Below are 26,614 nucleotides of genomic sequence, written 5' to 3'. Positions count from 1 at the left end.
GCGTGTACGGGCCGCGCCACGTGGCTCGTACACCCGTCCAGGCCGGTTCCCGCTCCGGCGGCCCCACTCAGGTGCCCGCCGACGACGCCGTACGGCCCGTCCGGCACGGAGCCGGGGCGCGCGCCCCGTACGCGCACGGCGGCACCCGCCGGTGACCGGCCGGCGCCATCGGCCCGAACGGGTAGCGGAGACCGTGGCCTCGGCACCCCTGCGCTCATTCGCCTGATCATCGTTCGCCGGACGGCGGTGCGGGGGAGGGATCCTCCATGCCCAGGACCCCCGCCTTCTGCTACGCCTTCATCAGCCACCGCCTCATCCGGGCCGCCCTGGGCGACAGCCCGTCCCGCGACGTCCGCTGGATCGCCCCGGTCCCCGGCACTCGCTGCGCCGAGATCGGCAGCGGCGGCGGCTTCTACACCCCCGCCCTCGCCGCCCACCTGGGCTCCGGCAGCCTCCTCGTGGCCCTGGACCCGGCCGCCCACGACCCGCGCGCCCGACGCGCCACGGGAACGGGCGCCACCACCGCCCACATCGCCGGGGACGGCCTCGCCCTGCCCTTCGCCTCCGCGAGCCTCGACGCCCTGCTGTACAGCTACAGCCTGGAGGAGATGCCCGACCAGCGCGCGGCGCTGGCGGAGGCGGAACGCGTACTACGCCCGGGAGGGCAGCTCGTGCTGTTCCTGTGGCGCCCCCTGATGCCCCGTCGCCGCCGCGCGTCCGCGCTCACCGCCCCACGGCCCCAGGGCGAAGGGCTCGTGCTCGTCCGGTCACACCACGGGCTCCAGAACCTGCGCCTCGCCTACAGGAAGCGGTGAGTGTGCTTTGGGCGACGGCGCCGCACGGTGGTGTGATTGGCTACGCCGCATGGATGTCAGGCAAGAGTTCTCCGGACGCGTGTGTGTGCGATCGAGCTGTTTCCGACGGGATGCCGGGTGGCGCGCCGTCCACGCGGGGGGTGCGTCATGAGCGTCCGCCGCGTCCCGGAAACCAAGGCGGCACCTCCCTTCGACCCCGAACTGGAAGCCGCGCTGACGGCGGTCGCCGGGACGGAGCCGAGGGAGCCGCTCACCCCGGACAACCTCGAGGCCCGGCGGGAGCGGGACGCCGCGTCCCGGCCCAGGCCGACGGCCGAGGACCTCCGCGCCGACGGCCGTTTCGACGTGACGGAGTTCCGTGTGCCGGGCCCGCCCGGCGGCCCGGACGTGACGCTCGTCAGCGCCCGCCCCGCCGGGCTCACCGGCCCGCTGCCCCTGCTGTACTACATGCACGGAGGCGCGATGATCATGGGAAACGCGTGGTCCGTGCTGCCGCGCATCCTCAGTGAGTGGGTGCTGCCACTGGAGATGGCCGTCATATCCGTCGAGTACCGGCTGGCACCGGGGACGCGGTACCCGGGACCGCTCGAGGACTGCTACGCCGGACTCGTCTGGGCGGCGACGCACGCCGCCGAACTGGGCGTCGACGCGGACCGCGTCATCATCGGAGGCAAGAGCGCCGGAGGCGGACTCGCCGCCGCCCTCACCCTGCTGACCCGTGACCGCGGCGGCCCCCGGCCGCTGGGGCAACTGCTGCTCTGCCCGATGCTCGACGATCGCACCACCTTCTCCGGCCGGCAGATGTCGGGTACCGGCATCTGGGACCTCACGTCCAACGAGACCGCGTGGCAGGCACTGCTGGGGGAGTGCTACGGCGCCGCCGACCTGTCGCCCTACGCGGCCCCCGCCCGCGCCACCGACCTCTCCGGCCTCCCCCCGGCCTACATCGACGTCGGGTCGGCCGAGATGTTCCGGGACGAGGACATGGCCTACGCGAACGCGATCTGGCAGGCCGGCGGCCAGGCCGAACTGCACGTATGGTCGGGCGGTTACCACGGATTCGACGGCCTGTCACCGAAGGCGGCCGTCAGCCAGGACGCGCGCGACGCCCGCACCCGCTGGCTCCGGCGCCTCCTCGCGCAGTCCGGCAAGGAGAACCGGCCCGCCGGGTGAGGCACCCTGGGGCGCCGGCCGGGGGCGGGCGCGCCTTGTCAGCCGCCTTCGCCGGGCGGCGTGCCGCAGCTCATGCCGCCCGGCCCGTCGAACCGCACCGAACTGAAGAAGTCCCGGTAGGTGGGGAAGAAGTTGCCCTTGCCCGTCGGACCGGCGGAGGTGACGGCCGTACAGCCGGAGTAGTTCACGTCGGACCAGAGGTACATGGTCGAAGAGGTCCGGTTCCAGTCCGACTTGGCACGGTCGTTCATGCCGACCGCCGTGAGATCCGGGGTGCTCGCTCTCAGCGCGACCATGTCGCCGGTGCCGTCGAGGCCCGAGAACATGCAGTAGGAGCCCACAGGGCACCGGTCGTACCCGTCGGCCGCGTGGGCCGTGGAGACCGGCAGCACCGGCAGCACGACGGCGGCCGCGACGGCCGTCAGCACGCGAAGGGCACGCTTCGTGTTCCTCATCCGCTTACGCTCCTTGATCCGAATCCCGGGACTCGCCACCTCATCAAGGGAGCCGCCCGTACCGTCACCACGTGCCGTTCCGGACGGGCGCCGCGGAGGGCTGCCGGCCCGGTGAGCGGAACGCGGTTCGTCCACGGCTCGGCCCGCCGCCCGACGGTACCGGGAATCGGCCGCACGGGGCAGGCCCTGTGCGGCCGGACGTCTGTTCAGGGGAGCCTCGCGTGCCGAGGCTGTCCCGAACCGGCCGCGGAACCGGGCGTGACGTCGCCCGGTGTTGTGTCGTTGTCGTGGTGGGTGCACGAACCCCGTGTGCCGGTGGTCCGGGCGTAGTCCTTCGGACACCGGCACACGGGGGACTCCCCGGAGGAACGGGGCTCTTCCACACCGCCGCCTGGTTCGACCGGATCGCCGCGGGCGACCCCGGCGCGCTGCGCGGGCCGCACACCGTGCTCACCGGCGGCGAGGCCGCCGACCCGCGGGCCTTCGCTCAGGTCGGGGCGGCCTGCCCGGACCTGGCGCTCGGTGCCCGCTTCCGCCTCGCCGACACCGCGGCGGGCCTCTCCGACCGCTCCGCGAGGCCGTCCGCGTGGGGCAGGGCAGGTGCTCCGGACGACTCGCCTCGCGACCGCGGGGGCGCGGACCTAGGCTGATGCCGTTGCCTTGGTCCCCGGACGACAGGAGCGCACGCCGTGAAGCCGTCCCTCGCCGGGCTGTACCGGGCCTGCGTGGCCGCTGCCGCCGCCGGAGTGCTCGTCGCCCCGGCCGTCGCGGGCCCCGCGTACGGGGCCGCTGATCCGGCGCGGTCCACTCACACGGCCCTCGCCTCGCCCCCGTCCTCGTCCTCGTCCTCGGACACGGATTTCGCGCGGCTCACCCCGGCCGTCGCGGCGAAACTGGATACGGCGGTGCGCCGGACCATGGACGAGGCGCGGGTGCCGGGAGTGATCGTGGGGCTGTGGGCTCCCGGTAAGGGAAGCTACGTGCGGGCCTTCGGCGTGGCGGACAAGACGACCGGCGCGCCGATGAGGCCCGATCTCCACGTCCGCATCGGCAGCGAGACCAAGACGTTCACGGTCACCGCCCTCCTCCGGCTGGTCGACAGGGGAAAGGCCGGCCTGGACGACGCCATCGGCAGATACGTCAGCGGTGTCCCGAACGGTGACCGCATCACCCTGCGTCAACTGGCGGAGATGCGCAGCGGCCTCTACAACTACAGCGAGGACGCGGGCTTCGACAAGGCGCTCTTCGCCCACCCCGAACGCCCCTTCACCCCGCGACAGCTGCTGGACTATTCCTTCAGGCATCCGGTGGGGTTCGCGCCGGGGGCGAAGTTCGAGTACTGCAACACCAACCTGATCCTGCTCGGGCTGGTGGTGGAGAAGGTGACCGGCCGGCCGCTGCGCGAGGTCATCGAACAGGACGTCCTGAAGCCCGCCGGGCTGCGCCGCACACTCTTCCCCACGGGGGCGGAGTTCCCCGCGCCGCACCCCCACGGCTACACCGAACAGCCGGCCTCCGGCAAGATCGTGGACGCGACCCACTGGAACCCCAGCTGGGCCTGGGCCGCGGGAGCGATGATCTCCGACATGCGGGACCTGCGCAGCTGGGCCCACGCCCTCGCCACCGGCACACTGCTGACGCGCGCCACGCAGGCCGAGCGCCTGAAGGCCCTGCCGACGGGCATTCCGCACGCCGGCTACGGCCTGGGGATCTTCGACGTGAACGGCTGGATCGGCCACAACGGATCGCTGCCCGGGTACGAGAGCCTGACCGTCTACCTGCCTCAGGCGCGGGCGACCCTCGTCGTTCTCCTCAACACCGACGTCCTGCACAAGGGCCAGGAGCCCAGCACGCTCCTCGGCCAGGCGGTCACCCGCATCGTGAGCCCCGGGCACGTGTACCCCGGCCACAAGCTGTCCGTGACCAGGGGTCGCTGACGGGCGCGTTCACGGGATCTCGACGCGGGTCCGCGACGGCCGCCTTCTCGAGGGCCGTCGCGGAGCGTCCACCACCTGTCGCGAACTGATTTAGACCAGTTCCGGTTGCGGTTTCGCCTGCCGAACCGGTGCGGCCTTCGGTTCCCAGAGCCTGCTGGTCCGCACATATCCGTAGATCACGGAGACCATCGCCAGAATGAGAAGCGGTCCGAACACCCACGGGTATTCGGCCATCTCCATCGGCAGATAACGGTAGGACACCAGGAATGCGGTGAATACCGTCGCGCCGTAGGCGACCAGCTGAATTCCGGCCCGGTCCCAGCCCCGGTCGAGCGAGCGCAGTGCCGCTTCGATCGTGAGCGTGAACACCACACCGGCGATGATGTCCGTGCCGTAGTGGTAGCCGAATCCCAGCGTCGCGCCGAGCGTGGCGACAAGCCAGAACGTGCCCGCCCATCGCAGGATTCGCGGGCCCTTTCGGGAATGGATGAATATCGCGGTGGCCCACGCCGTGTGCAGGCTGGGCATGCAGTTGCGAGGGGTGATCTCGTCGAACGGCATCTGGTGCGGGGTGCCGACCGGCGGCGGTGTGTTCGGCCACAGATCGGCCACCGCCCAGTGCCCGCCGTCGGCGCCGTAGGCGAAGATCGGCCCGACCACCGGGAAGATCATGTAGATGCCGGGTCCGAGGAGGCCGATCACCAGGAAGGTGCGCACCAGGTGATGGCCCGGGAAGCGGCGGTCGGTCGCCACGTTGCGCAGCTGGTACAGCGCGACGGCCACCGCGGCCACCGCGAGCTGGATGTACACGTAGTCGAGAACGTGCTCACCGATCGTGCCGGTGGCCTCGACGATCCGGCCCGCGACCCACGACGGGTCGCCCAGCGCGTGATCGGCCGTCGCCACGTACTGGTCGAGCACCATGGGGCGGGTCTTCGACGTGATGAGCAGCCAGGTATCACCTGTCTTGCGGCCGGCCACCAGCAGCAGGCCCAGTCCGACGCCCTTCAGGAGAAGGACGCGTTCCCGGCCGGAGCGGCGTGTGACGGCCATGACCGCACAGCCCAGAATCACCCACAAAGCGCCGTTGCCGAACATCATCTTGGCATCGACGGCCCACCGCACCAGAAAGAAGACGATGTCGATTCCGACCGCGACACCAGCCGCTATGAACCGTTCCCGCCAGGTGAGCACCACCATCATCAACGCCATGCTGGCGTACAACAGCGGTCCCGATTTGGGAGCGAGTATCACCTCTTTCGCCTGATTGGTCATCGGCCCCGGAAGGCCGTAGTGGCGCGCGGCGATCTCCAGCATGATGAAAAACCCGAGTGCCACCACGCTCGCCGCGGTCCACAGCATCACCCGTGGTTGACGCCACGCGGCGAATGGAATTCTGGAATTTATTCGCGAAAGCACCCGCGATGCTATAGATATCAAGTGTTTGGCCGATTTGTTAGGTGTTTTGGTCAAATAAGGCACTCTTCGTGCCGGACAGTATGGTTTCCGGTGAAGGACGGGCGATGGCGGCGCTCGTCACGAGTTCGGTCATGCTATCGAAGCGATGCGGGTGGGTTTCGCTGGTCACGGGTGATGCCCGGGTCGGTCGATCCTGCGCTCGGCGGCCCGCGTCCGGCTGTCGCGAACCCGCTGATCAACAGGATCACTCCGGCGCACGGGCCCCGGCTGACGGCACTGCCGTGCGAGCTGGTGTGGGCCACGGCATCCTCGACCGGGCGGCCGGGCGCCCCCCGCCCCCAGGCTCAGGCGCGGGCCTTGGAGCTGGCCTGTGACTCGCCAGGCACCGGCCGGTGTTACTTCGAGTGGTTCGACCGCTCGGGGAACCGGACGGTCGTGCCGGATCCGGAGATCGGCGTCTGCTACGAGACGGCCGCAGGGGCGATCAGGGGCGCCAACCACACCAACCGCACGGTGGACCTCTGGCCCAGGGCCACCTGTCGGGACAGCGCGACATTCCTGGTTCCGTCAGGCCGCTTCTGGAGCGATCCGTTCCAGCCGTACTTCTCCTTCATGCCCCGCTGAGAGTGTCGATGTCGCGGCCCGCACCCGGAAGCGGCGACCGGGGTGCGGGCCGCTCCGCGATGGTCGCGCGGCGACCTGGGGGTGAAACCGCTCGTTCAGGTGATGGCCGAGGCGGCCATCGGTTCCTCGGGGCGGTGTCCTAGATCACTGATGCGAGTTCTGTCAGGAATCCGCTATTCCGGCTTCTGTCACCCTACGCTCACCGAACGCGACAGGAGCACCACGGAAACGATACGGACGCAGACTCACCACGGAAAGTGATCATGAAGAGAACCATCAAGAGAGCCGCGAGACTCGTCACCGCGCCGGCCGCCGCCCTGACCCTTCTCCTCCCCGTCCTCGCGGCGACCGCGCCTCCCGCGGCCGCCGCGACGGACGCCTACACCTTCACCAACACCGACGGCACCCTCAACGCGACCGGCAACCGTGACGGGAACCAGATATCCGTCACCCCCGACGGCGCCAACTACAAGGAATGGCGGCTGATCAAGCTCGGCGCCCCCGGCACGTTCAACATCGCGAGCACCTCCTCCGGGAAGTGCGTCTACGCCTCCCAGCCCGCCGTGCAGCAGTCCTGCGGCAAGGACGGCGAGCAGTGGCACTTCCGCCCCGTGGACGGCAAGCCCCACTCCTTCGGCATCGTCCGCCGCGACGACTCCACCGGCGCCGAGTACTGCATGGACAACCGGGGCGGCCTCCACCTGTGGGGCATCCTCGCCCAGCCCAACGCCTGCAACGGCAGCGCGAGCCAGGAATGGACCGTCCCCGCGTCGAAGGCCGCCGAAGCCAAGAGCCTCGCCCTCGACTACTACGCCGACCTGTGCGCGAAGAAGACCTCCACCTGCACCTGGACCCAGAAGTCCGAAGGACAGCCCGAAGTCCTGCCCCGTCAGCCCGCCTCGTCGGTCTGGTACAACGACACCAGCGGCACCATGAAGCAGGTCTTCACCACGATCTACCACTCCGGCTGGGCACAGTCGTACTCCGCGGGCCTTTCGTCCTCCATCGGTGTCTCCACCCCGGTCCAGGCGATGATCTCCAACCAGCTCACCGCGACGCAGACCTACCAGTCCGACGAGACCACCGTGAACGGCATCGCGATCGACGTCCCGGCCAAGAACTACGGATGGGTCGACTTCGCCGCCGTCGGCAAGAAGGTCACCGGCACCTGGACCTTCAACACCGACAACCAGCCCTGGACCACCGACGCGACCGTGACCGTCCCCGTCGTCAACTCGGCCGCCGGCTCCACGATGTACGTCGCCCGCACCAGCACGGACGCACCCGGCAGCGGCGCCGGCGGCACCGGCGTGAAGCCCGCCGCTCTCGCGAAGACCGCGACGGCCGCCATGGAGGTGCCCGCCGGCGGCAAGCTGACCGCCTACAAGGGCGGTGTCCAGGTCAATGACGCCGACGGCAACACGATCGCGACGGTGCAGCCCGGCACCGTCACGGACACCAACGGCACGACCCACAAGGTCAGCCTCGCGGTGGACGGCAACAACGTCACCCAGACCATCGAAGGCGTCACCGGCGACACCGTCACCGGCACGATCACGCCCCCGACCTACTCCCTGGGCAGCGGCACCGCCGCCGCGAAGACCGTGAAGACGATGACGGCGGCGAAGTCCTTCACGGCCGCCCCCGCTGCCAAGAACAGCGACGAGCACGACAAGTGCATGGCCAAGAAGATCGGCACCAGCATCGTCACCGGAGGTGTCGTGGGCGCCCTGACCGGCCCCGAAGGAGTCGCCATCGGCATGCTCACCGGCGCGTTCAAGGGCATCGCCAAGGGCGTCATCGAGTGCTGACCGAGCACGTGACCTGACCACCACCTTGAACGACCGCGTCCCCCTGCCGCGGATCGGCAGGGGGACGCGGTGTTCGCGTCCGGCCGGCGAGCCCGCCCGAACCGGCCGGGTCCACGGCGTGGACGGCGGACGCGAAATATATCGCTCGCAGCGAGACGAGCCGTCTTGTTATGGTGGGGGCATGGCCTTCTTCTACTTTCTCTGAGTCCGGGCACGGCCGACGCCGCCGTTTCTGCCGCCCGTAGACACTTCGCACTCCCAGGGAAAGTCAGATGCGCGAACGCGCCCGTACCGCCGCGCCCGCCGCCGTGGCCCAGCTGTCCGTCCAGGACGTCACCAAGACCTACGGCACCCGGACCGTCCTCGATCAGGTCTCCTTCACCGTCCGCCCCGGTGAGAAGGCCGCCGTCATCGGCGAGAACGGCTCCGGAAAGTCCACCCTGCTGCGGCTGCTCGCCGCGTCCGAGACACCGGACGCCGGAGAGATCACCGTCAGCTTCCCCGGCGGCACCGGCCACCTCGCCCAGACCCTCGGCCTCGCCCTCGACCGCACCGTACGCGACGCCGTCGACCTCGCCCTCACCGAACTGCGCGCCATGGAGCGCCGGCTGCGCACGGCCGAGGAACGCCTCGGCGAGGCGTCGGAGGACGAACTCGCCGCGTACGGCGAGCTGCTGATCGCGTACGAGGAACGCGGCGGGTACGAGGCGGACGCCCGTGTCGACGCCGCCATGCACGGGCTCGGGCTCGCCGGGATCACCCGCGAGCGCGTGCTCGGCTCGCTCTCCGGCGGTGAGCGGTCGCGGCTCGCGCTCGCCTGCGTGCTGGCCGCCGCCCCCGAGCTGCTCCTCCTCGACGAGCCGACGAACCACCTCGACGCGCCGGCCGTGCGCTGGCTGGAGGAGCACCTGCGCGCTCACCGCGGCACCGTCGTCGCGGTCACGCACGACCGTGGCTTCCTGGAGCGCATCGCCACCACGATCCTCGAGGTCGACCGGGACGCGCGCACGGTGCACCGGTACGGCGACGGCTGGACCGGCTACCGCGCCGCGAAGGCCGCCGCCCGGCGCCGCGCGGAGCGGGAGTACGCGGACTGGCTCCAGGAGTCGGCCCGTACCGAGGAACTGCTGGAGGCCGCCGGCCGGCGGCTGGCCACCACCGGCAGGGACCCGGGCCAGGGCTTCGGCAAGCACCGCCGCTCGCACGAGGCGAAGCTCGGCGGGCAGGTGCGGGCGGTCCGGGAGCGACTGGCCCACCTGCGGCGCAACCCGGTGGCGGAGCCTCCGGAACCACTGAGGTTCACGGCGGCGCCGACGACGGCGGGCGGCGCGACCCCGGCCGACGGCCCGCTCGCCGAGCTCGACGGCGTCACGGTCGGCGAGCGGCTGCGCCTGGACGGGCCGCTGGTGATCGTGCCCGGGCAGCGGCTGCTGGTCACGGGCGGGAACGGGGCGGGCAAGACGACGCTGCTGCGCGTCCTGGCAGGCGACCTGGAGCCGGACGCGGGCACCGTGCGCCGCCCCGCCCGGATCGGTTACCTGGCGCAGGAACTGCCCACGCGCTCCACACGGTTCCCGCTGCTCGCCGCCTTCGCGGCCGGGCGGCACGGGCCGCCGGAGGAACACGCCGGCCGGCTGCTCGCGCTGGGCCTCTTCCGCGAGGAAGACCTGTACGTTCCGGTCGCGGCGCTGTCGGCCGGGCAGCAGCGGCGGTTGCAGATCGCGCGCCTGGTGACCCGGCCCGCGGACCTGCTCGTACTCGACGAGCCGACCAACCACGTCGCGCTCGACCTGGTCGAGGACCTGGAGGCGGCGCTCGCCGCGTACCCGGGAGCGGTGGTGGCGGTCTCGCACGACCGCGGCTTCCGCGAGCGGTTCCCGGGGGAGCGGTGGGAGCTGCGCGGCGGCCGGATGCGCTGACCTTCCCGGCCGGGCCTTAGGCGTCGGGCCGGGCCGGGACGTACCGGCCGCGGCCCTGAGGCTCGGACGCGGCCACGGTGAAGACGACCGGCGCGGGGCGCGCGGGCGATGCCCGAGGGCGCGCCGAGGCGGAGACACGCGTGCGCCGGCGGTGGCGCGCCCGCGTGCGGCCCGTACGGCCGTCAGCTCGGCGTGACCGCTCCGGCGTCCTGGGGCTCCGGCCGGTCGCCGCCCTCCAGCGCCGCGGAGACGAGATCGGCTGTCTGCTGGAGGGTCGTCTCCTCGCAGGCCAGCGAATCGTCCAGCTGGACGCCGTAGTGGTCGGAGAGCGTCACGAACATCTCCACCTGGGCGATGGAGTCCAACTCCAGGCTGCCGAAGGTGCGGTCGCCGGTGAGCTCGTCGGCGCTCAGGCCGAACACCGAGGCCAGGTAGTCGCGGATGTAGGCGAAGGGGGGCTGGGCGGCCTCGCTCATGAACGTGGGGTCTCCTTCGGGGTCAGACCGCGGGCTTGAGGTCGGGCCAGGTCAATCCGATCGCGCCCCACACGGCGCCGCCGCCGAACGCGGTCAGCAGCGTCCTGGCCCCGCAGGGGACGGTGCCGGTCTTGACCAGGTCGTCCATGACCAGGGGGATCGACGCGGAAGAGGTGTTGCCGACGTCGCGGATGTTGGCGAAGCGGCTCGTGGCGGGCACGCCCACCAGGTCGGCGACCTTGTCCAGGATGCGCTGGTTGGCCTGGTGGCCGATGAACGCTCCGACCGAGTCGACGGGCCACTCCAGCCTCGCCAGCAGCAGCCGCGACACCTCGGTCATCCGGCGTACCGCGTGGGCGAACATGTCGGGGCCGCGCATCCGCAAGCAGCGGTCGGCCAGGGCGGCGGCGCCCTCGGGATCGGGGTGGCGCGAGCCGCCCGCGTTCACGACCGCGAGGTCCTTCCGCGTGCCGTCGCTGCCGAGAAGGACGGCCTGTACGGCCCCGGGCTCGCCGGAGTCACCCCCGCGCAGGACCGCCGCGCCGGCGCCGTCGGCGAAGACCACGGCCGTTCCCCGGTCGGTGGGGTCGGTGATCGTCGACAGCGTCTCGGCCGCCAGTACGAGCACGCATTCCGCGGAGCCCGATCTGATCCAGGCGTCGCCCACGGCCATGCCGTAGGTGAAGCCGGAGCAGGCCGCCGCGATGTCGAACGCCGGGACCGTGCCCAGCCCCAGCCGCGCGGCCACCCATGGCGCCGTGCCCGGCGAATGGTGATCGGGAGTCGTGGTGGCCAGCACCACGAGGTCCACCACCGGGTCGCCCGCGCTGCGCAGCGCGGCCCGGCCCGCCTCCACCGCCAGGTCGCCGGTGCTGGTGCCCGGCTCCACCCAGTGTCTGCGCTCGATGCCGGTCCGCGTGCGGATCCAGTCCTCGGTGGTGTCCAGGCCCGACAGCGGGGGATCGCCGTTACGGACGACGCGCGGTGGCAGAAAGGACCCGACACCGGCGACAACCGAAGCCAAGCAGGATGCCATCAAGATCCTCAGTAATCGATCGGCGGCTGTACCTGATTACTCGACATTTCCCGGCTCCGCGCACAGCCCCCAGGGGTCGCTCCGCGCACCGGGCTGCCCCATATTAATGCCTGCGTATACCCGTCAGAAGAGGAAGAGAATTTTCCTGAGAAACCCAGCGCCTTTATCAAACAGGTATCTTGTCGGTTTATCAGGATCTGTGTGTGCCGCTAGCATCCGCACATGGATGCGAACACCGTATTCGACCCCTGGTCCCCCCGGTTCGTCGCCGACCCCTATCCGGGGTACGAGCGGCTGCGGGCCTCCGGGCGTGTGCACTGGTTCGAGCCGAGCCGTCAGTGGCTGGTGCCGCACCACGAGGACGTCCGGACACTGCTGCGCGACCGGCGGCTGGGTCGTACGTACCTCCACCGGTTCACCCACGAGGAGTTCGGGCGCACCGCTCCGCCGGCGTCCCACGAACCGTTCCACGTCCTCAACGGCAACGGTCTGCTGGACCTCGAACCACCCGACCACACGCGCATCCGCCGCCTGGTGTCGAAGGCGTTCACCCCGCGCACGGTCGAGAACCTGGCGCCGGTCGTGGCGCGGCTCGCGGCCGGGCTGGTCGGCGAGCTGCTCGCGGAGGGCGGCGGGGACCTCATCGGCGCGGTCGCCGAGCCGCTCCCGGTCGCCGTCATCGCGGAGATGCTGGGCATCCCCGAGGCCGACAGGAGGCTGCTACGGCCCTGGTCGGCGGCGATCTGCGGGATGTACGAGCTCAATCCGGACGAGGAGACGGCACGGAACGCCGTCCGCGCCTCCCTCGAATTCTCCTCCTACCTACGGGAGCTGATCGCCGACCGGCGCGCCCGTCCCGGCGACGACCTGATCACCGCGCTCGTCCACGCGCACGACCAAGGCGACCGGCTCACGGAGCAGGAAATGGTCTCCACCTGCGTCCTGTTGCTCAACGCCGGTCACGAGGCCACTGTCAACACCACCGGAAACGGCTGGTGGGCGCTCTTCCGCAACCCGGACCAGCTCGCCGCCCTGCGCGCGGACCCCGGGCTCCTGCCGAGCGCGGTCGAGGAACTCATGCGCTACGACACCCCGTTGCAGCTCTTCGAACGCTGGGTGCTGGACGACATCGAGATCGCCGGCACGGTCGTCCCGCGAGGCAGTGAGGTGGCCCTCCTCTTCGGCTCGGCCAACCGCGACCCCGCCCGTTTCCCCGCCCCGGACCGCCTGGACATCACTCGCGCCGACAACCCCCATCTCAGCCTGGGGGCGGGCATCCACTACTGCCTGGGCGCGCCGCTCGCCCGCCTGGAACTCGTCACGTCCTTCGGTGAATTGCTGCGGCAGGCGCCCCGACTCCGGCTCGTGGCCGAGCCGGAGTGGAAGCCGGGCTTTGTCATCCGGGGGCTGCGGGAACTGCTCGTCGCGTGCTGATCCCCTGCGCGGGGCGTGTCCCTGAACGCCCCCTGGTGGTCTCCCTAGGGTTGACGGTCGAAAGCTTGCCTTGATCAACCAGTGGGAAAGCGGCGATTCCGCGCAGGCTGGTACGGACCGCTGCCGCACGACGGCATCCGGCATACGGGTGACCGGACTGCTCCAGTGTTCGGAGGGGGCGCGGGACCGCCGCGTTCGGGGCCGGTCGGGCCGCGGGCCCGGCCGGTGCTCAGGTCGTCGGTGCCTCCGTGGCGCTTGTCGTGCCTCCCGCGCGGTGAACCGCCGGGGCGCCGCACGCGGTCGCGCTTTCTCTGGGTTCTCGGTGCCGGGTGAGTGCGTAGAGGGAGGCGGCCGAGAGGAGGGTGAGGGCTGTCTGGTAGAGGGCGATGGGCCAGAGGCGGTTGTCGGTGAGGGTGGTGAGGGTCTGTGTGGTGGCGGGGGCGGTGCCGCCGAAGACGAGACTGGCGAGCTGCTGGGCGAGGCTGATGGCCGTGTAGCGGATACGCGTGGGGAAGGCGTCGTGGAGGAGGGCGGCGATGACCGTGTAGGTGATGGCGCTGGCGGCTTCGAGGGCGGCGATGCCGGCGGTGATCCACCAGATGCTCGCGGTGTGGAGGCAGTAGAGGTTGAACGGGATCGCCACGAGGTAGAGGGCCAGGCCCAGGGCGCAGACGCGCGCGGGGCCGTAGCGGTGTGCGGCGAAGGCGGTGAGGGGCTGGAGGAGGCAGCGGCCGGCCGCGGAGCAGAGGATGACGGTCAGTACGGTGTGCCGGGGGAAGCCGAGATGGACGGTGGCCCAGGACAGGACGAAGGTGCCGGCGAGGTACGTACCGGCGATGGGGATGGCGCAGGCTCCGGCGCACAGGGCGAGGGCGCGGCGATGGTGACGCCAGGCTTCGGCCAGTGGAGCGCCGGCGGTGCCCTGGGGGGTGGCGGTCAGCCGGCGGTACTGGGGGGACTCGGCGACGCGCAGGCGGATGAGGAGTCCGGTGGCGGTGAAGGCGGCGGCCAGGAGGAAGGGGACCCGCCAGCCCCAGCTGAGGAACTGGTCGTCGGCCAGCCGGGAGAAGGGGAGGAAGACCGCCGTGGAAAGGAGGGAGGCGACGGGGGTGCCCTGCTGGATATAGGCGGTGAAGAGGGTCCGGTGGCCGCGGGGGGCGTGTTCGCCCGCGAGGAGGACGGCACCGCCCCATTCCCCGCCGACGGCGATGCCTTGGAGGAGGCGCAGCGCGCACAGCAGGGCCGGGGCCGCGAGGCCCGCGGTGTGATAGGTGGGCAGGAGGCCGATCGCGGTGGTGGTGGTGCCCATCAGGGTCAGGCTGGTGATGAGGCTGCGTTTACGGCCGTGACGGTCGCCGAGGTGTCCGAAGAGGACGGCGCCCAGGGGGCGGCCGAGGAAGCCGACCCAGAAGGTGGCGAACGAGGCGAGTATCCCCCCGCCGGGGGTGGTCGAGGGGAAGAACAGCTGGGGGAAGACCAGGCTGGAGGCGGTGGTGAAGACGAAGAAGTCGTACCACTCGACGGTGGTGCCGAGCATGCCGGAGAGCCCGGCGCGGTGGGCCTGGGTGAGGCGGGCGGGGTCGCGGGGACCGATGCCGGCGGCGGGGTCGGGCGGTGTTGTGTCGGGCATGGTTCTCCAGAAGGGATCATCGGGCGGGGACATGCGTACGGGGCCGGGCGGGGCGCGGGAACGGCGCGCGGGGCGCGGGGGACGGAAAGTGGTCGCAGGCGCGTGCCGCCGGTGAGGTGGCGGCTCCGCTGCCTCCGTCCCGCCGCCCGGACCGGCGGCCGTTCCCGCTCCTGTGGTACGGCCGCCGTCCGGAACGCGACCGCGCCGGCGCGTGACGCCGCCGTATACGGCCGGCTCGCCCGCCGCCGTCCCGGCCGTCCCGGTCGTTACGGCCGTCCCGGTCGTTAGGGCGCCGGCCCGTGCCCGTCGTGCGTGCCGTCCTTCCGCCACGGGCCGGTGACGCCGTGTCAGCCGACCGGGTCGTACGTCCCGTCGCCGGTGCGCGCCCTGCCATGGGCGAGCGCGGCACCGCCACCGCGTGCGCCGTCGCCTGCCGCCGGAACCGGGCCCCTGACCGGCCGCGCTCCCTGCCTCCGCCGGCTCGTCGCCCCGCTGCCGAGCCCGCCGCCGCCCGTGCCGGCGGCCGGGCCGGGGTGCCCGTGCGCCGTTCCTCCCGGGCCGCCCCAGGGGGTCGCGTGGAGCATGCTGGCCCGTCATCTGCCTGTGCACCAGCGCTCCTTCATGGCGTTTTCCCGCCCCCTCGGCCGGACCGTGACGGCGGCGAACGCCTTGACCTGCGGGGTGGCTGTTCATGGTGCCGCGTTCGGCCGACCACCCTCATCATCCGCTATAGCGGATGCCTTGACGGGTTCGGGTCCGCTGAGTAACGTTCCGGATACTCCGGCCACTTGGCCTGTGCGGGCGGAAACATCCGCCCGCGCACACACTCACGCGGCTGGTACGGGGGCGCAGCCGCGTGAGTGTGGTGGTACCGGGGACGCGCACATGCCGCGAGGCGCCCGCACTGCCGGTGCGGGGGTCTCACGGCGGTGCGGGTGCCCGTCTCCTGGCGTGCTGCCCTGCGGCCGGGAGCGATATCCGTCGTCCGCTCAGCTCTTCCCCCGTGGCTACCGCTCCACCCTGCGCACCGCCCGCGCGACCGCCGGTTCCCGACCCGGTGGCGGTGTGGGCGTTCTCCCGCTCCGGAACACTGCCGGCACCTCAGAGATGGGTGAAGATGCTCAAGGAAGCCGTACCGGTCCACGTACCCGCACTCGCGACACCCGCGACTCCCGTAACCGCCAGGCATTCCGCGGCGGTGACGCACGCCCGCCACCGCGCCCCGGCTCCACCGGCACCCGTACCGAGGACCGCGCCCGGCCCCACCGCCGCTTCCCCGCGAGTATCCGCGTGGGCGGACGTCGACGGGACGCCCGTGGCGGGGGTGGGGGAGTGCGCGCTACGCCTGTACGCCTACGCGTCGGGACGGTCGTCGGTGACGGTCGGGGAGGCCGCCGCTGTGCTGAGTGTGCCGGCGGACCGGGTGGAGCGGGCCGTGGCGGAGCTGCGAGAGCTGCGGTTGCTGGTGGGCGCGGCGGGTTCCGGAGGCGGGTTCGCGGCGGTGGGCGCGGAGGTGGCACGTCGTGAGCTCGCGGTCCCGCTGAATCGGGTGATCGAGGACGCGCACCGGGAACTGGACGGTGTCCACGAGCGCCTGGCGTCCTTCACTGCCGCCCTCCGCACCTCCTCGCGTCATGCTCCGTCGTCACCCGGCCCCGCGGGCCCCCCGCTCGCGCCCGTGAGCGTCTCCCCCCTCTGGGCCGCCCCGCCTCCCGCCGCCTCTCCCTCGGACGATTCGGCGGGGGGTGCGCGTCAGGCTCGTGCGCGGTTGGTGAATCTGGCGGGGGGTTGCCGGTTCGAGGTGGTGGTGATGCTGTCGGCGCGGGAGGTGTCCGGGTCCCGTCCGTTGGTTGTGGAGTTGCTCGGGGAGCCGTTGCGGAACGGGGTGGGGGTGCGGGTGTTGTGCCCGCATACGTTGCGTGGGGACGCGGTGGCGCGTTCGGTGCTGTCTCGTCTTGTGGCCGGGGGTGCTGAGGTGCGGACGTGTACGGAGGCGTTCGATCCGGTGGTGGTCTTCGACGGGCAGGCGGCGTTCCTTCCGGCTCAGGAGGGGGACGAGGCGGGGGAGGAGGGGGGTTCGCTGGCGTATGAGCGGCATTTGGTGGGTTTTCTCGGCCGGATGTTCGAGCGTTTGTGGGGGTCGGGGAGTCCGGTCGAGGGTGCGGCGCCGGGGTACGGCGGTGACGCGCTGGGTGATCTGAAGTCGACGATTTTGCAGTTGCTGGCGTCGGGGCTGAAGGACGAGGTGATCGCTCGGCGGGTGGGGATGTCCTCGCGGACGTTCCGTCGTCATCTGGCCGCGCTGATGCACGAACTGGGCGCGGGCAGCCGCTTCCAGGCGGGCGTACGAGCCGCCCACCTCGGCCTGGTGGGCTGACAGCCCCTCATATAAGTGATCCTCCGTGTGCGTGGTCCTCGTCCTCCATTCCCACCCCCCACCCTGGTCCGGGGTCCGGCCCGGTCCCACCACCGGGCCGGACCCCGGCCGGGAACCCCACGGCGGGAACCACGGCCGCTCCGGCCGGCATCCACGATCCGAAGGCACCGAGCCGCTACGGTCTCCTCGGGACCCGCACGGCTGGTGGCCCCGCACGGTCCGGGGCTGTCCCACCACGCGACGGTCGGGAACCCGGCCGGCATGGGATCCGCAGGTCCCCGGCCCTGTCCCGGCGCCGGGGCGGGCGGCCGCCACGAGTCCCACGATCCGAACACCGAACCCCTTGAGCGCATCACGACCCGATGGCTCAGGCCCGCCGCCCCGGAGAGCGTCCCATGAGGATCCATCTGACCAGCGTCTTCGTCGACGACCAGGACAAGGCCCTGCGCTTCTACACGGACGTGCTGGGCTTCATGAAGAAGACCGAGGTCCCGTTGGGCGCGGACCGGTGGCTGACCGTCGTCTCGCCGGAGGACCCGGACGGAACCGAACTGCTCCTGGAGCCGGACGGCCATCCCGCGGTGAAGCCGTACAAGACGGCGCTGGTCAAGGACGGCATTCCGGCGGCCTCCTTCGCCGTGGACGACGTGCGCGCGGAGTTCGACCGGCTGCGCGGGCTCGGGGTGCGGTTCACCCAGGAACCGGTGGAGTCGGGACCCGTCACCACCGCGGTTCTGGACGACACCTGCGGCAACCTCATCCAGATCCTCCACAGCGAGTAAGGGCCCGGCAGGGGCGCCGGCCACGGGCGCTCGTCGCGTCGACGGCCGCGTTCCGGCGGTCGCCCGGGATCCCGCCGCCGGGCTCCTACGGCCAGGCCGCGAGGATGTCGAGCACCGCGTCCGCCACCGACCCGCCGCTGGGGGCGCCTTCCGAATCCTTGCCACCCGTGCCGAGGCCCACCGCCAGGGCGTAGCCGAGAGCCGCCTCGGCGGGGAGGACCTTGGAGTCGGTGCGCCACCCGGCCGGGGTGACGTGCCCGCCTCCGGGGGAGACGCGGAGTTCGCCGAGGACGACCTTGTCCCGCATGAGGCGACTCCGCGTCTCGCTGTAGGGGACGAGACGGTACGTACGGCCGCCGCCGTCGGGGAAGCGGACCGTGTACGCGCGGCGGTTCACGTACCCCCTGCTCAGGGCCGGCGGTTCGGCCTCGGCCTCACTGCCGAGGGTGAGGCTGAGGAGGTCGGGGTCGCTGGTGCCGATGGGCGGCCATGACGTGGGTGTCGCGCCGGGATCGCGGCTCAGCGTGGTCCGGGGCAGCCAGCCACCACTGACCTCGACGGAGCCCCCGCCGGTGTCCAGGGTGATGGTGATGTCCCCGAAGACGAGGTCCTCGACGACAACGGTGGTCCGGCCCATGGGTGCTCCTTCGCGTGCGATGCGGCTGCCGGGGCTGGTCAGGCGCTCTCAAATGATCATGGTTATTGTCGCGAACGGTGCGCCCCGCTGCGGACGGGGGGCGGCCGGAGGCCGCGGGCACGCCGCCACCCGGGCGGCACTGGAGGACCGGAGCGGGTTCCGCCGGCCTCTTGGCGAACGAAATCGTGGACCGCATCGTAGAGAGAAATACGAGGAGGGCGGAAAGAGGACTTCCTCCTCGATCCCGGCGGCTGTGCGATCGGAGCGGAAATGGCTGCTCGCGGTGTGTGGGACCAGCACGAACGGAGCTCGGGAAGCCATGCGCCACCGGCGCCTCGGGGGTGCGGGCGGAAGTCCGGCATAACGAAATACGGGCATTGCGGGCAAGCGTTCAACGGGAATTGACATGCTTAGCCTTGCCTAACCTATGGTCTCCCCGTGAACGCGACCGATGTCCGGCCAGACCGGCCACCCAGGCCCGTCGCCGGGCGCCCGGCGGCACTCCGCGGGGCCCTGCTGCTGACCGGCGGCCTGGCGCTCCTCGTGCTGTGCGTGGTGCTGAGCCTCGCCCTGGGCTCCCGCGCCGTGCCGCTGAGCACCGTGTGGCACGCCCTCGCCGACGGGGACCGCAGCAGCGACGGCCTGGTCGTCACCGGGCTGCGCGTGCCGCGTACGGTCATCGGCCTGGTGGTCGGCGCGGCCCTCGGCGTCGCGGGCGCCCTCGCCCAGGGCATCACCCGCAACCCCCTGGCCTCGCCCGCCACGCTCGGCATCAACCACGGAGCCGGCTTCGCCGTGGTCGTCGCCAGCTACGCGCTGCACCTGACGCACCCGGCCCAGTACCTGCCCTTCGCCTTCGCCGGCGCGGCGCTCGCCACCCTCGCCGTCCTCGCGCTCGCCCGCCGCGCCGGCGACCTGGACCCCGTACGGCTCGCCCTCGGCGGCACCGTGCTGGACGCCGTGCTCATCTCCTGGACCTCCGCGGTGATGCTCACCAGCCACCGCACCCTGGACGAGGCCCGCTTCTGGCTCGCCGGCTCGCTCGCCGGGCGGCAGACCGACATCCTGCTGCCCGTCCTCGCCCCGCTCGTCATCGGCTTCGTCCTGGCCCTGGCCGTCACCCCCGCGCTCAACGCCCTCGCCCTCGGCGACGAGACCGCCCAGGCCCTCGGCGTCCCGGTCGCCAAGGTCCGCGCCGCCGGCGGCATCGCCGTGATCCTGCTCGCCGCCTCCTCCGTGGCCGTCGCGGGCCCCCTCTCCTTCGTCGGCCTCGCCGCCCCCCACCTCGTACGCAAGCTCGTCGGCGCCGACCACCGCCGACTCATCCCCGGCTGCCTGATCGCGGGCCCGCTGCTGCTGCTCACCGCGGACGTCCTCGGCCGCCTCGTGCTGCGCCCCGTCGAACTGGAAGTCGGCATCGTCACCGCCCTGCTCGGCGCGCCCCTGCTGGCCCTCCTCGCCCGGAAGGTGGCGCGATGACCCCCGTCACGACCGATGCCGTGCCCCGTACGGCAGGCGGCGCGATCGCCCGGCAGCGCCGACGGACCGCCCTGCTGAGCGCGGCCGCCACGGCCCTGCTCGTGGTGCTCACGGCGATCGGGCTCGGCACCGGTGAGGTCTCGATCCCACCGGTGGACGCCCTGCGCGGCCTGCTGGGCCTCGGCGATCCGGGCAACGTGATGCTCGTCCAGGAACTGCGCGCCCCGCGCGTGCTGTCGGCCGTCGTCGCCGGGGCGGGGCTGGGCGTCGCCGGTGCGATCCTGCAGCGCGTCGCCCGCAACCCGCTCGCCTCGCCCGACGTGGTCGGGGTGACCGGCGGCGCCTCGCTGGGCGCGACGGCCGTCATCGCCTCGGGCGCCTCGGCCTCGCTGATCTCGCCCGCCGCGCTCGGCGGCGGCCTGCTCGCCGCCGGCCTGCTCGGGCTGCTGGCCTGGCGGGGCGGGTTCACCGTCTCCCGGCTCGTCCTCGTCGGCCTCGCCGTGCAGTCCGGCCTCGCCGCCGCGGTGAACCTCCTCATCGTCCGCTTCCCCGCCGAACTCGCCTCCTCCGCCCTGCAGTGGACCACCGGCTCGGTGTACGGACGGACCTGGACCGAGGTCCAGGCCGGAGGAGGCATCATCCTCACGGGGCTGGTCCTGGCCCTGATCTGCCACCGCAGGATCGCGGTCCTCGACCTGGGCGACGACAGCGCGGGCGCCCTCGGCCTGCCCCCGGGCACCGCCCGGCCGCAACTGCTGCTCCTCGCCGTCGTGCTGGCCTCCGTCGCCGCCGCCCTCACCGGACCCGTCGGCTTCGTGGCCCTGGCCGTACCGCACATCGTGCGGTTCCTGGCCGGACCGCCCACCACCGGCACGCTCGCGCTGACCGCGCTCACCGGAGCCGTCCTGCTGCTGGGCGCCGACCTCGTCGTCCTGCACGTCCTGCCCGTGCACGGGCTGCCCGTCGGCGTCGTCACCGCCACCCTCGGGGCGCCCTGGCTGCTCGTACTGATGCTGCGTCAAATGAAGCCCAACGCTGGGAGTGCCACCCGATGAGCGCCACGACGAACGCCAACGAGCTGGCGACCCACGGCCTGCGGCTCGGCTACGGAAACACCGTCATCGTCGACGGCGTCGACCTGACGCTGCCCGGCGGCGCCGTCACCGCCGTCGTCGGCCCCAACGCCTGCGGCAAGTCCACCCTGCTGCGCGGCATGGCCCGGCTGCTGGCCCCCGCCGCCGGCACCGTCACCCTCGACGGCAGCGACATCCACCGGATGCCCGCCCGCGCCCTGGCCCGCCGCATGGGCCTGCTGCCGCAGCAGGCCGTCGCCCCCGAGGGCATCACCGTCGAAGCGCTCGTCCGCCTGGGCCGCTACCCCCACCAGCGGATGCTCACCCCCTGGTCGAAGGCCGACCAGAACGCCGTGGAGGACGCGCTCGCCCGCACCGGCACCGACGCGCTGCGCGACCGCGCCGTGGACGAACTCTCCGGCGGCCAGCGCCAGCGCGCCTGGATCGCCCTCGCCCTCGCCCAGGACACCTCGCTGCTGCTCCTGGACGAGCCCACCACCTTCCTCGACCTGCGCCACCAGCTCGACGTGCTCGACCTGGTCGAGGAGCTCAACGCCGAGGCCGCCCGGACCGTCGTCATGGTCCTGCACGACCTCGGCCAGGCCGCCCGCTACGCCGACCACCTGGTCGTGATGTGCGACGGCCGCCCGGCCGCGGCCGGGCCCCCGGCGGACGTCCTCACCGCCGAACTCGTCGAGGAGGTCTTCCGGGTGGAGTGCCGGGTCGTCCCCGATCCCGAGACCGGCACCCCCCTGGTCGTGCCCCGCGCCCGGTCCGCCAAACGCGCGGCATCACCGGCCTCCTGACGCCCCCCACCCCACCCACCGCTCGAGAAGGAACCCCACCATGACCGTGCTCCGGCCGGCCCACACCCGTATGCGCAGAGTGTTCGCGACGTCCCTCGCAGTGATCATCGGCGCCGGCGCGCTCGCCGCGTGCGGCGCCGACGAGAAGAAGTCGGACGAGGCCAAGCCCGCCGCCTCCGACACCGGCTTCCCGCGCTCGATCACCCACGCCATGGGCAAGACCGAGATCAAGAAGAAGCCCCAGCGCGTCGTCGTCCTCGACACCGGCGAGCTGGACGACGTGACCATGCTCGGCATCACACCGGTCGGCGCGGTCTCCCCCCACATGAAGACAGAGGGCGGCTTCCCCTCCTACCTCTCCGACAAGGTCAAGAACACCAAGGACGTGGGCCCCATGGCGGAGCCCGACATCGAGCGCATCATGTCGCTCAAGCCCGACCTGATCCTGTCCTCCAAGGTCCGCCACGCCAAGGTCTACGACAAGCTCAAGGGCATCGCCCCCACCGTCTTCACCGAGACCACCGGCGCCCCCTGGAAGGAGAACCTGAAGGTCCACGCCCAGGCCCTGGGCCTGGAGAAGGAGGCCGCCTCGGCCATGGAGGCGTACGAGAAGCGCGCCAAGGCCCTCGGCGAGGAGATCAAGAAGAAGAACGACGGCAAGGCGCCCACCGCCTCCGTCGTCCGCTTCGTCGCCGGCCCCACCCGCCTCTACCAGAAGCAGTCCTTCAGCGGCATCGTCCTGTCCGACACCGGCCTGCGCCGCCCCGAGTCGCAGGACGTCGACAAGCCCATGCTCGAGGTCTCCCCGGAGCAGATCGACAAGGCCGACGCCGACATGGTCTTCGTGACCGTCGCCGACGACCCGAAGAAGACCCAGCAGGAAGCCGTCCAGGAGAACCCGCTCTGGAAGGGCCTCGGCGCCGTCAAGAACGACAAGGTCTTCCAGGTGCCGGACGAGACGTGGATGTCCGGCATCGGCATCCAGGCCGCGAACCACGTCCTCGACGACATCGCCAAGGCCGCCGGCGTCGAAGCCCCCAAGTAGCCACCCGCGCCCGCCGGTCCTCCCACCGGCCCGGCTACCGCATCCCACCCTCGCCGCGAGACTCCCTCCCACAGCCTCGCCCGAGACCGGCCCCCGGGCCCGGCCGTGCACATCCGCACGCCGGGCCCGAGGGCGTCACCTCTTGAACGATCGCTCGAACCGAGCTGCTGGAGGGAGACACATCGAGGCTCTCCACCCGCCCCCCGGATCAGCGGTTCTTGAACTCCTCGATCGCCGCCCGGGCCGCGTGCTGCATCGCGTCGCTCCCGGCGTGCCCCGAGTCCTCGAAGATCTGGAGCCGTGCGTCCGGCCACACCTTCGCCAGCTCCCACGCCGTCTGTACCGGGCCGCCCATGTCGTGCCGGCCGTGGAGCAGAACCGCCGGGATCCCCGCCAGTTTATGGGCGTCGCGCAGGAGTTGGTCCTCCTCCAGCCACGCGCCGTTGCTGAAGTAGTGGGCGCAGATGCGTACGAACGCGATCCGCGCGTCGGCCTCGCGGTCGCCGTACATGCCGGGTACGCCGTTGGGTTCGTCCGCGATGACCGCGTCCTCCCAGGCGAGCCAGTCGGCGGCGGCCTTCTCGCGGACCGCCCGGTCGGGGTTCTCCATCAGCCGCGCGTAGGCCGTCAGCAGGTCGCCGTCGCGCTCGTTCTCGGGAACGCCGTCGCGGAACCGGTCCCACGCCTCCGGATAGAACCTTCCGGCGCCCCGGTAGAGCCAGTCGATCTCGGCGCGGCGGGTCGTCGTCACCGCCATCACGACCATCTCGGTGACCCGCTCGGGGTGTTGTTGCGCATAGGCCAGGGCGAGCGTCGAGCCCCAGGAGGCGCCGTTCAGCAACCACCTCTCGATGCCGAGGTGCTCGCGGAGCCGCTCCATGTCCTCGATCAGATGGTGCGTGGTGTTCAGAGCCATGTCCGCCGCCGGGTCACTGGCGTGCGGGGTGCTGCGACCGCAGTTGCGCTGGTCGAAGCGGATGACGCGGTAGCGCTCGGGGTCCCATGCCCTCGTCGGCCGCCGTGCCGCGCCCGACCCCGGGCCGCCGTGGACGTTCAGGGCGGGTTTGCCTTCGGGGTTGCCGAGCTGTTCGTAGTAGATCCGGTTGCCGTCCCCGGTGTCGAGGAATCCACTGTCGTAGGGACTGGTCGGAGGGTAGAGATCCACCATAACCGTCGATCTTAGGGGAGCGGTCGCGACCGGGCCCGTGACCGGACACCGGCAGCCACGGCGCCGTCCCCGCCGACAGCCTTGCCGGCGATTCTCCCTCCCGGCGCTCGGGCTCTCAGCGCTCGGCGCCCGCGACATCGAGCAGCCGGTGCATGAGCTCGGCGGGCAGCGCGGGGTTACGAGCCGCCGAAGCGTTCCTCCACCCAGGCCGGCACGGGGTGGCGGCCCGGGCAGTCCGGTGACGAAGAAGAGCTGAGCGTCCCGGCCAGGGTCACTGAGCCGAGACCTTGTGGACGGTGGTGTCGTCGGGGTCCAGGCGTCGCCCGTCCGCGGACAGCACTTCCAGCGTGCGCAGACGATGCCCGTGCCGGCGGTCGACCAACTCCGAGTGCGGTTCCCCGGGGGCGAAGAAGTTCTGCTCGCCCCACTGCCGCAGGGCCACGATGACGGGGAAGAGCGCCTCGCCCTTCGGGGTCAGTACGTACTCGCGGTAGGCGCTGCCGTCCGAGGCGGGGACGGATGCGAGGACGCCGCCGGCGACCAGGCTGCGCAGTCGCGCGGTGAGGATGTTCTTGGCCACGCCGAGGCTGCGCTGGAACTCTCCGAAGCGCCGGCTTCCGTCGAAGGCGTCCCGCACGATCAGCAGGGACCACCAGTCGCCGATCGCGTCCACCGACCGGGCGACGGGGCATTCGCTGTCGTCGAAGCGCGTCCTGGTCACCATGGCGTCCCTCACTCTCACAACGGTTGCAACATGCTACCAAGAAGGCTACCGTCGCCCCGTCGTTATTGGTAGCAAGATGAAACCAGATGTGCGGAGGGGTGCCGATGCCCGGCAACGACGAGACTGTGACACGACGGACCGAGGTCCGCGGCGGGGGAGGGGCTACGTTCGTCCTGTCCCGTGGGGTCGTCCTGTTGTTCGCCGTCGCCTGCGGGGCCGCGGTGGCCAACGTCTACTTCTCCCAGCCGCTCCTGGTGACCATGGGCCGCGACCTCGCCATGAGCCCGGCGCTCGTCGGCGGCGTGGTCACCCTCACGCATGTCGGATACGGCCTGGGACTGTTCTTCCTCGTGCCGCTGGGCGACGTGGCCGACCGCAGGCGGCTTGTCGTGGCACAGTTGCTGCTCCTGGTGGTGGCGCTGGCCGTGGTGGCCGCCGCCCGCACGGCGGCGATCCTGCTCGCGGGCGTGGCCGCGACGGGGCTGCTCGCGGTCGTCACGCAGACGCTGGTGGCCTTCGCGGCGTCACTGGCCCCTCCCGCGGGGCGCGGACGGGTCGTCGGCCTGGTCACCAGCGGCGTGGTCACCGGAATCCTGCTCGCCCGCACCGCCTCCGGCCTCATCGCCGACCTCGCGGGCTGGCGCTCCGTCTACCTAGCCTCCGCGTCCCTCACCGCTCTGCTCGCCCTGGTCCTGTACCGGGTGCTGCCGCGCCACGGCGGCGCTCCGCGGACACCCCTGCGCTACGGACAGCTCCTGCGCTCAACAGTCACCCTCTTCGCACGGGAGCGACTGCTGCGGCTCCGGGCCCTGTTCGGCCTGCTGGTCTTCGCCGCCTTCAGCACTCTGTGGAGCAGCGTCGCGCTGCCGCTCAGCGAGGCCCCGTACTCCTGGTCCCACAGCGCGATCGGCGCGCTGGGGCTGATCGGTGTCGCCGGAGCCCTCGCCGCGAACGCGGCGGGCCGTCTGAACGACCGCGGGCTCTCCCGGCGGACCACCGGCATCGCCTTCGCGCTGCTCGCCGCCTCGTGGCTGCCCTTGGCCCTCACCCGCGGTTCGCTCTGGGCGCTGGTCGTCGGAGTGATCCTTCTCGACCTCGCCGTGCAGGCGGTCCACGTCACCAATCAGACCCTGATCTACGCGCTGCACCCGGACGCGGGCAGCCGGCTGATCGGCGGATACATGGTCTTCTACTCGATCGGCAGCGCCACCGGCGCCGTCGCCGCGACCTCCCTCTACGCGGCGGCCGGCTGGGGCGCCGTATGCGCACTGGGGGCCACTTTCAGCTGCCTCGGGCTCGCGCTGTGGGCGTTTACACGAGACAGCACTCCCGACCAGGGAACAGTTGTCTGAAAATTGTCGGCTGCGCGGGGTTTGGGGTCCGTCCAGCGGGGGTGGCAACCCTGGCCGGGGCGGAGGCGTCTGGGTCAGTGCCGGTGCCCGTAAGGGAACGGGTCGTAACGAATCGCCCTTCAACCGCCGTTGCCGCCTCGCGGGGTGGAAGCGGCGCTTCCTGTACGGGGGAGGGGAATCGGTCAGATCGCCAAGATCCTCTTTACGTGTCAACTGGGCGCCCTAGACTGCCGGTTGGCAGGCAACTCAGGGGGCCCAGATGACACCCGGGCCCAGGGTCGCCGCCCGGGAATCCGTCACGCCCCACCGCGGGTATTCCCCGGCCACCCACCTCGTACAGCACGCACCCACCGCATCCCGACAGTTCAGCTGCCGCACCTCCCACAGCCCACCCCCCCACCCCCCACTTCCCCCCCATGCGTCCCCCGTATCGCACCCTCTC

Annotated in this window: 24 protein-coding genes; 16 read left to right on the top strand and 8 right to left on the bottom strand. The window is 71.8% G+C overall.

What is annotated here, in order from left to right; genetic code table 11:
• The first annotated feature begins 20 nt into the window (after nt 1–20).
• The 3 genes from LUZ64_RS37220 (at nt 21) to LUZ64_RS22905 (ending at nt 1,988) form a co-directional block, all read left to right on the top strand.
• Nucleotides 21–155, top strand: coding sequence for a hypothetical protein (locus LUZ64_RS37220; RefSeq protein WP_267897202.1), 135 nt, complete (start codon nt 21–23; stop codon nt 153–155).
• 111 nt (nt 156–266) lie between these two features.
• Entirely contained in the window at nt 267–815 is a 549-nt protein-coding gene (locus LUZ64_RS22910) for a class I SAM-dependent methyltransferase (RefSeq protein ID WP_095583536.1), read from the top strand.
• A gap of 147 nt (nt 816–962) precedes the next feature.
• Nucleotides 963–1,988, top strand: a complete 1,026-nt coding sequence (locus LUZ64_RS22905; protein WP_095583535.1) for an alpha/beta hydrolase — start codon at nt 963–965, stop codon at nt 1,986–1,988.
• A gap of 38 nt (nt 1,989–2,026) precedes the next feature.
• On the opposite strand, the gene LUZ64_RS22900 is transcribed toward LUZ64_RS22905, so the two are convergent.
• Nucleotides 2,027–2,443 carry a peptidase inhibitor family I36 protein gene (locus LUZ64_RS22900; RefSeq protein WP_095583534.1) on the bottom strand — a complete coding sequence of 139 codons (417 nt, stop codon included), beginning with the start codon at nt 2,441–2,443 and terminating at the stop codon, nt 2,027–2,029.
• 290 nt (nt 2,444–2,733) lie between these two features.
• Between LUZ64_RS22900 and LUZ64_RS22895 the strand changes: the two genes are divergently transcribed.
• Both LUZ64_RS22895 and LUZ64_RS22890 read left to right on the top strand, forming a co-directional pair.
• A complete protein-coding gene (locus tag LUZ64_RS22895) occupies nt 2,734–3,093 on the top strand; it encodes a hypothetical protein (RefSeq protein WP_143593388.1) in 360 nt (119 codons plus the stop codon).
• Nucleotides 3,094–3,132: 39 nt separating this feature from the next.
• Nucleotides 3,133–4,380: a serine hydrolase domain-containing protein gene (locus LUZ64_RS22890; protein ID WP_095583532.1), complete on the top strand. Its 1,248-nt coding sequence runs from the start codon at nt 3,133–3,135 to the stop codon at nt 4,378–4,380.
• A gap of 90 nt (nt 4,381–4,470) precedes the next feature.
• Here the strand turns inward: LUZ64_RS22890 and LUZ64_RS22885 are convergent, their stop codons facing one another.
• Nucleotides 4,471–5,742 carry a phosphatase PAP2 family protein gene (locus tag LUZ64_RS22885; protein WP_095583531.1) on the bottom strand — a complete coding sequence of 424 codons (1,272 nt, stop codon included), beginning with the start codon at nt 5,740–5,742 and terminating at the stop codon, nt 4,471–4,473.
• Between the two features lie 231 nt (nt 5,743–5,973).
• Between LUZ64_RS22885 and LUZ64_RS22880 the strand changes: the two genes are divergently transcribed.
• The 3 genes from LUZ64_RS22880 to abc-f all read left to right on the top strand — a co-directional run bounded on the left by LUZ64_RS22880 (nt 5,974) and on the right by abc-f (nt 10,153).
• Nucleotides 5,974–6,423 (top strand): hypothetical protein, encoded by a 450-nt coding sequence (locus LUZ64_RS22880; RefSeq protein WP_107426676.1) that lies wholly within the window; start codon nt 5,974–5,976, stop codon nt 6,421–6,423.
• 263 nt (nt 6,424–6,686) lie between these two features.
• A complete protein-coding gene (locus tag LUZ64_RS22875) occupies nt 6,687–8,234 on the top strand; it encodes an RICIN domain-containing protein (RefSeq protein WP_095583530.1) in 1,548 nt (515 codons plus the stop codon).
• A gap of 272 nt (nt 8,235–8,506) precedes the next feature.
• Nucleotides 8,507–10,153 carry a ribosomal protection-like ABC-F family protein gene (abc-f, locus tag LUZ64_RS22870; protein ID WP_095583529.1) on the top strand — a complete coding sequence of 549 codons (1,647 nt, stop codon included), beginning with the start codon at nt 8,507–8,509 and terminating at the stop codon, nt 10,151–10,153.
• Between the two features lie 182 nt (nt 10,154–10,335).
• Here the strand turns inward: abc-f and LUZ64_RS22865 are convergent, their stop codons facing one another.
• On the bottom strand, nt 10,336–10,629 hold the full coding sequence (locus LUZ64_RS22865) for an acyl carrier protein (protein ID WP_095583528.1): 294 nt from the start codon (nt 10,627–10,629) through the stop codon (nt 10,336–10,338).
• A 22-nt stretch (nt 10,630–10,651) separates the two neighbouring features.
• Complete coding sequence (locus LUZ64_RS22860) at nt 10,652–11,665, bottom strand: beta-ketoacyl-ACP synthase 3 (protein WP_095583527.1); 1,014 nt, start codon at nt 11,663–11,665, stop codon at nt 10,652–10,654.
• A gap of 222 nt (nt 11,666–11,887) precedes the next feature.
• Between LUZ64_RS22860 and LUZ64_RS22855 the strand changes: the two genes are divergently transcribed.
• Nucleotides 11,888–13,099 carry a cytochrome P450 gene (locus tag LUZ64_RS22855; RefSeq protein ID WP_095583526.1) on the top strand — a complete coding sequence of 404 codons (1,212 nt, stop codon included), beginning with the start codon at nt 11,888–11,890 and terminating at the stop codon, nt 13,097–13,099.
• Nucleotides 13,100–13,328: 229 nt separating this feature from the next.
• On the opposite strand, the gene LUZ64_RS22850 is transcribed toward LUZ64_RS22855, so the two are convergent.
• A complete protein-coding gene (locus LUZ64_RS22850; protein ID WP_170116877.1) occupies nt 13,329–14,729 on the bottom strand; it encodes an MFS transporter in 1,401 nt (466 codons plus the stop codon).
• A gap of 1,435 nt (nt 14,730–16,164) precedes the next feature.
• Here LUZ64_RS22850 and LUZ64_RS22845 point away from each other — a divergent pair.
• A complete protein-coding gene (locus LUZ64_RS22845) occupies nt 16,165–17,106 on the top strand; it encodes a helix-turn-helix domain-containing protein (RefSeq protein WP_232390328.1) in 942 nt (313 codons plus the stop codon).
• Between the two features lie 395 nt (nt 17,107–17,501).
• A complete protein-coding gene (locus LUZ64_RS22835; protein ID WP_095582383.1) occupies nt 17,502–17,888 on the top strand; it encodes a VOC family protein in 387 nt (128 codons plus the stop codon).
• 85 nt (nt 17,889–17,973) lie between these two features.
• Here LUZ64_RS22835 and LUZ64_RS22830 read toward each other — a convergent pair whose 3' ends face one another.
• Nucleotides 17,974–18,525 carry a hypothetical protein gene (locus LUZ64_RS22830; protein WP_095582384.1) on the bottom strand — a complete coding sequence of 184 codons (552 nt, stop codon included), beginning with the start codon at nt 18,523–18,525 and terminating at the stop codon, nt 17,974–17,976.
• A 438-nt stretch (nt 18,526–18,963) separates the two neighbouring features.
• On the opposite strand from LUZ64_RS22830, the gene LUZ64_RS22825 reads away from it, so the two are divergent.
• Genes LUZ64_RS22825 through LUZ64_RS22810 form a run of 4 tightly spaced genes read left to right on the top strand, consistent with a single transcriptional unit; the run spans nt 18,964 to nt 22,928 of the window.
• The gene (locus LUZ64_RS22825) at nt 18,964–20,004 is read left to right on the top strand and encodes a FecCD family ABC transporter permease (protein WP_372472024.1); all 1,041 of its coding nucleotides are present in this window, start codon (nt 18,964–18,966) and stop codon (nt 20,002–20,004) included.
• Nucleotides 20,001–21,059: a FecCD family ABC transporter permease gene (locus LUZ64_RS22820; RefSeq protein WP_095582385.1), complete on the top strand. Its 1,059-nt coding sequence runs from the start codon at nt 20,001–20,003 to the stop codon at nt 21,057–21,059. The genes LUZ64_RS22825 and LUZ64_RS22820 overlap by 4 nt, the downstream gene beginning before the upstream one ends.
• Nucleotides 21,056–21,883: an ABC transporter ATP-binding protein gene (locus tag LUZ64_RS22815; RefSeq protein WP_095582386.1), complete on the top strand. Its 828-nt coding sequence runs from the start codon at nt 21,056–21,058 to the stop codon at nt 21,881–21,883. Before LUZ64_RS22820 ends, LUZ64_RS22815 begins: the two co-directional genes overlap by 4 nt.
• 40 nt (nt 21,884–21,923) lie before the next feature.
• Nucleotides 21,924–22,928, top strand: a complete 1,005-nt coding sequence (locus LUZ64_RS22810) for an ABC transporter substrate-binding protein (RefSeq protein WP_095582387.1) — start codon at nt 21,924–21,926, stop codon at nt 22,926–22,928.
• Between the two features lie 208 nt (nt 22,929–23,136).
• On the opposite strand, the gene pip is transcribed toward LUZ64_RS22810, so the two are convergent.
• Nucleotides 23,137–24,096 (bottom strand): prolyl aminopeptidase, encoded by a 960-nt coding sequence (gene pip, locus LUZ64_RS22805; RefSeq protein WP_095582388.1) that lies wholly within the window; start codon nt 24,094–24,096, stop codon nt 23,137–23,139.
• Between the two features lie 271 nt (nt 24,097–24,367).
• Complete coding sequence (locus LUZ64_RS22800) at nt 24,368–24,820, bottom strand: winged helix-turn-helix transcriptional regulator (RefSeq protein ID WP_095582389.1); 453 nt, start codon at nt 24,818–24,820, stop codon at nt 24,368–24,370.
• 104 nt (nt 24,821–24,924) lie between these two features.
• On the opposite strand from LUZ64_RS22800, the gene LUZ64_RS22795 reads away from it, so the two are divergent.
• Nucleotides 24,925–26,172 carry an MFS transporter gene (locus LUZ64_RS22795; RefSeq protein WP_211305071.1) on the top strand — a complete coding sequence of 416 codons (1,248 nt, stop codon included), beginning with the start codon at nt 24,925–24,927 and terminating at the stop codon, nt 26,170–26,172.
• The last annotated feature ends 442 nt before the right edge of the window (nt 26,173–26,614 follow it).

Origin of the sequence: Streptomyces albireticuli (assembly GCF_021228125.1) — a bacterium.
Lineage (GTDB): Bacteria > Actinomycetota > Actinomycetes > Streptomycetales > Streptomycetaceae > Streptomyces > Streptomyces albireticuli.
This window is presented reverse-complemented; position numbering and strand designations above follow the sequence as displayed.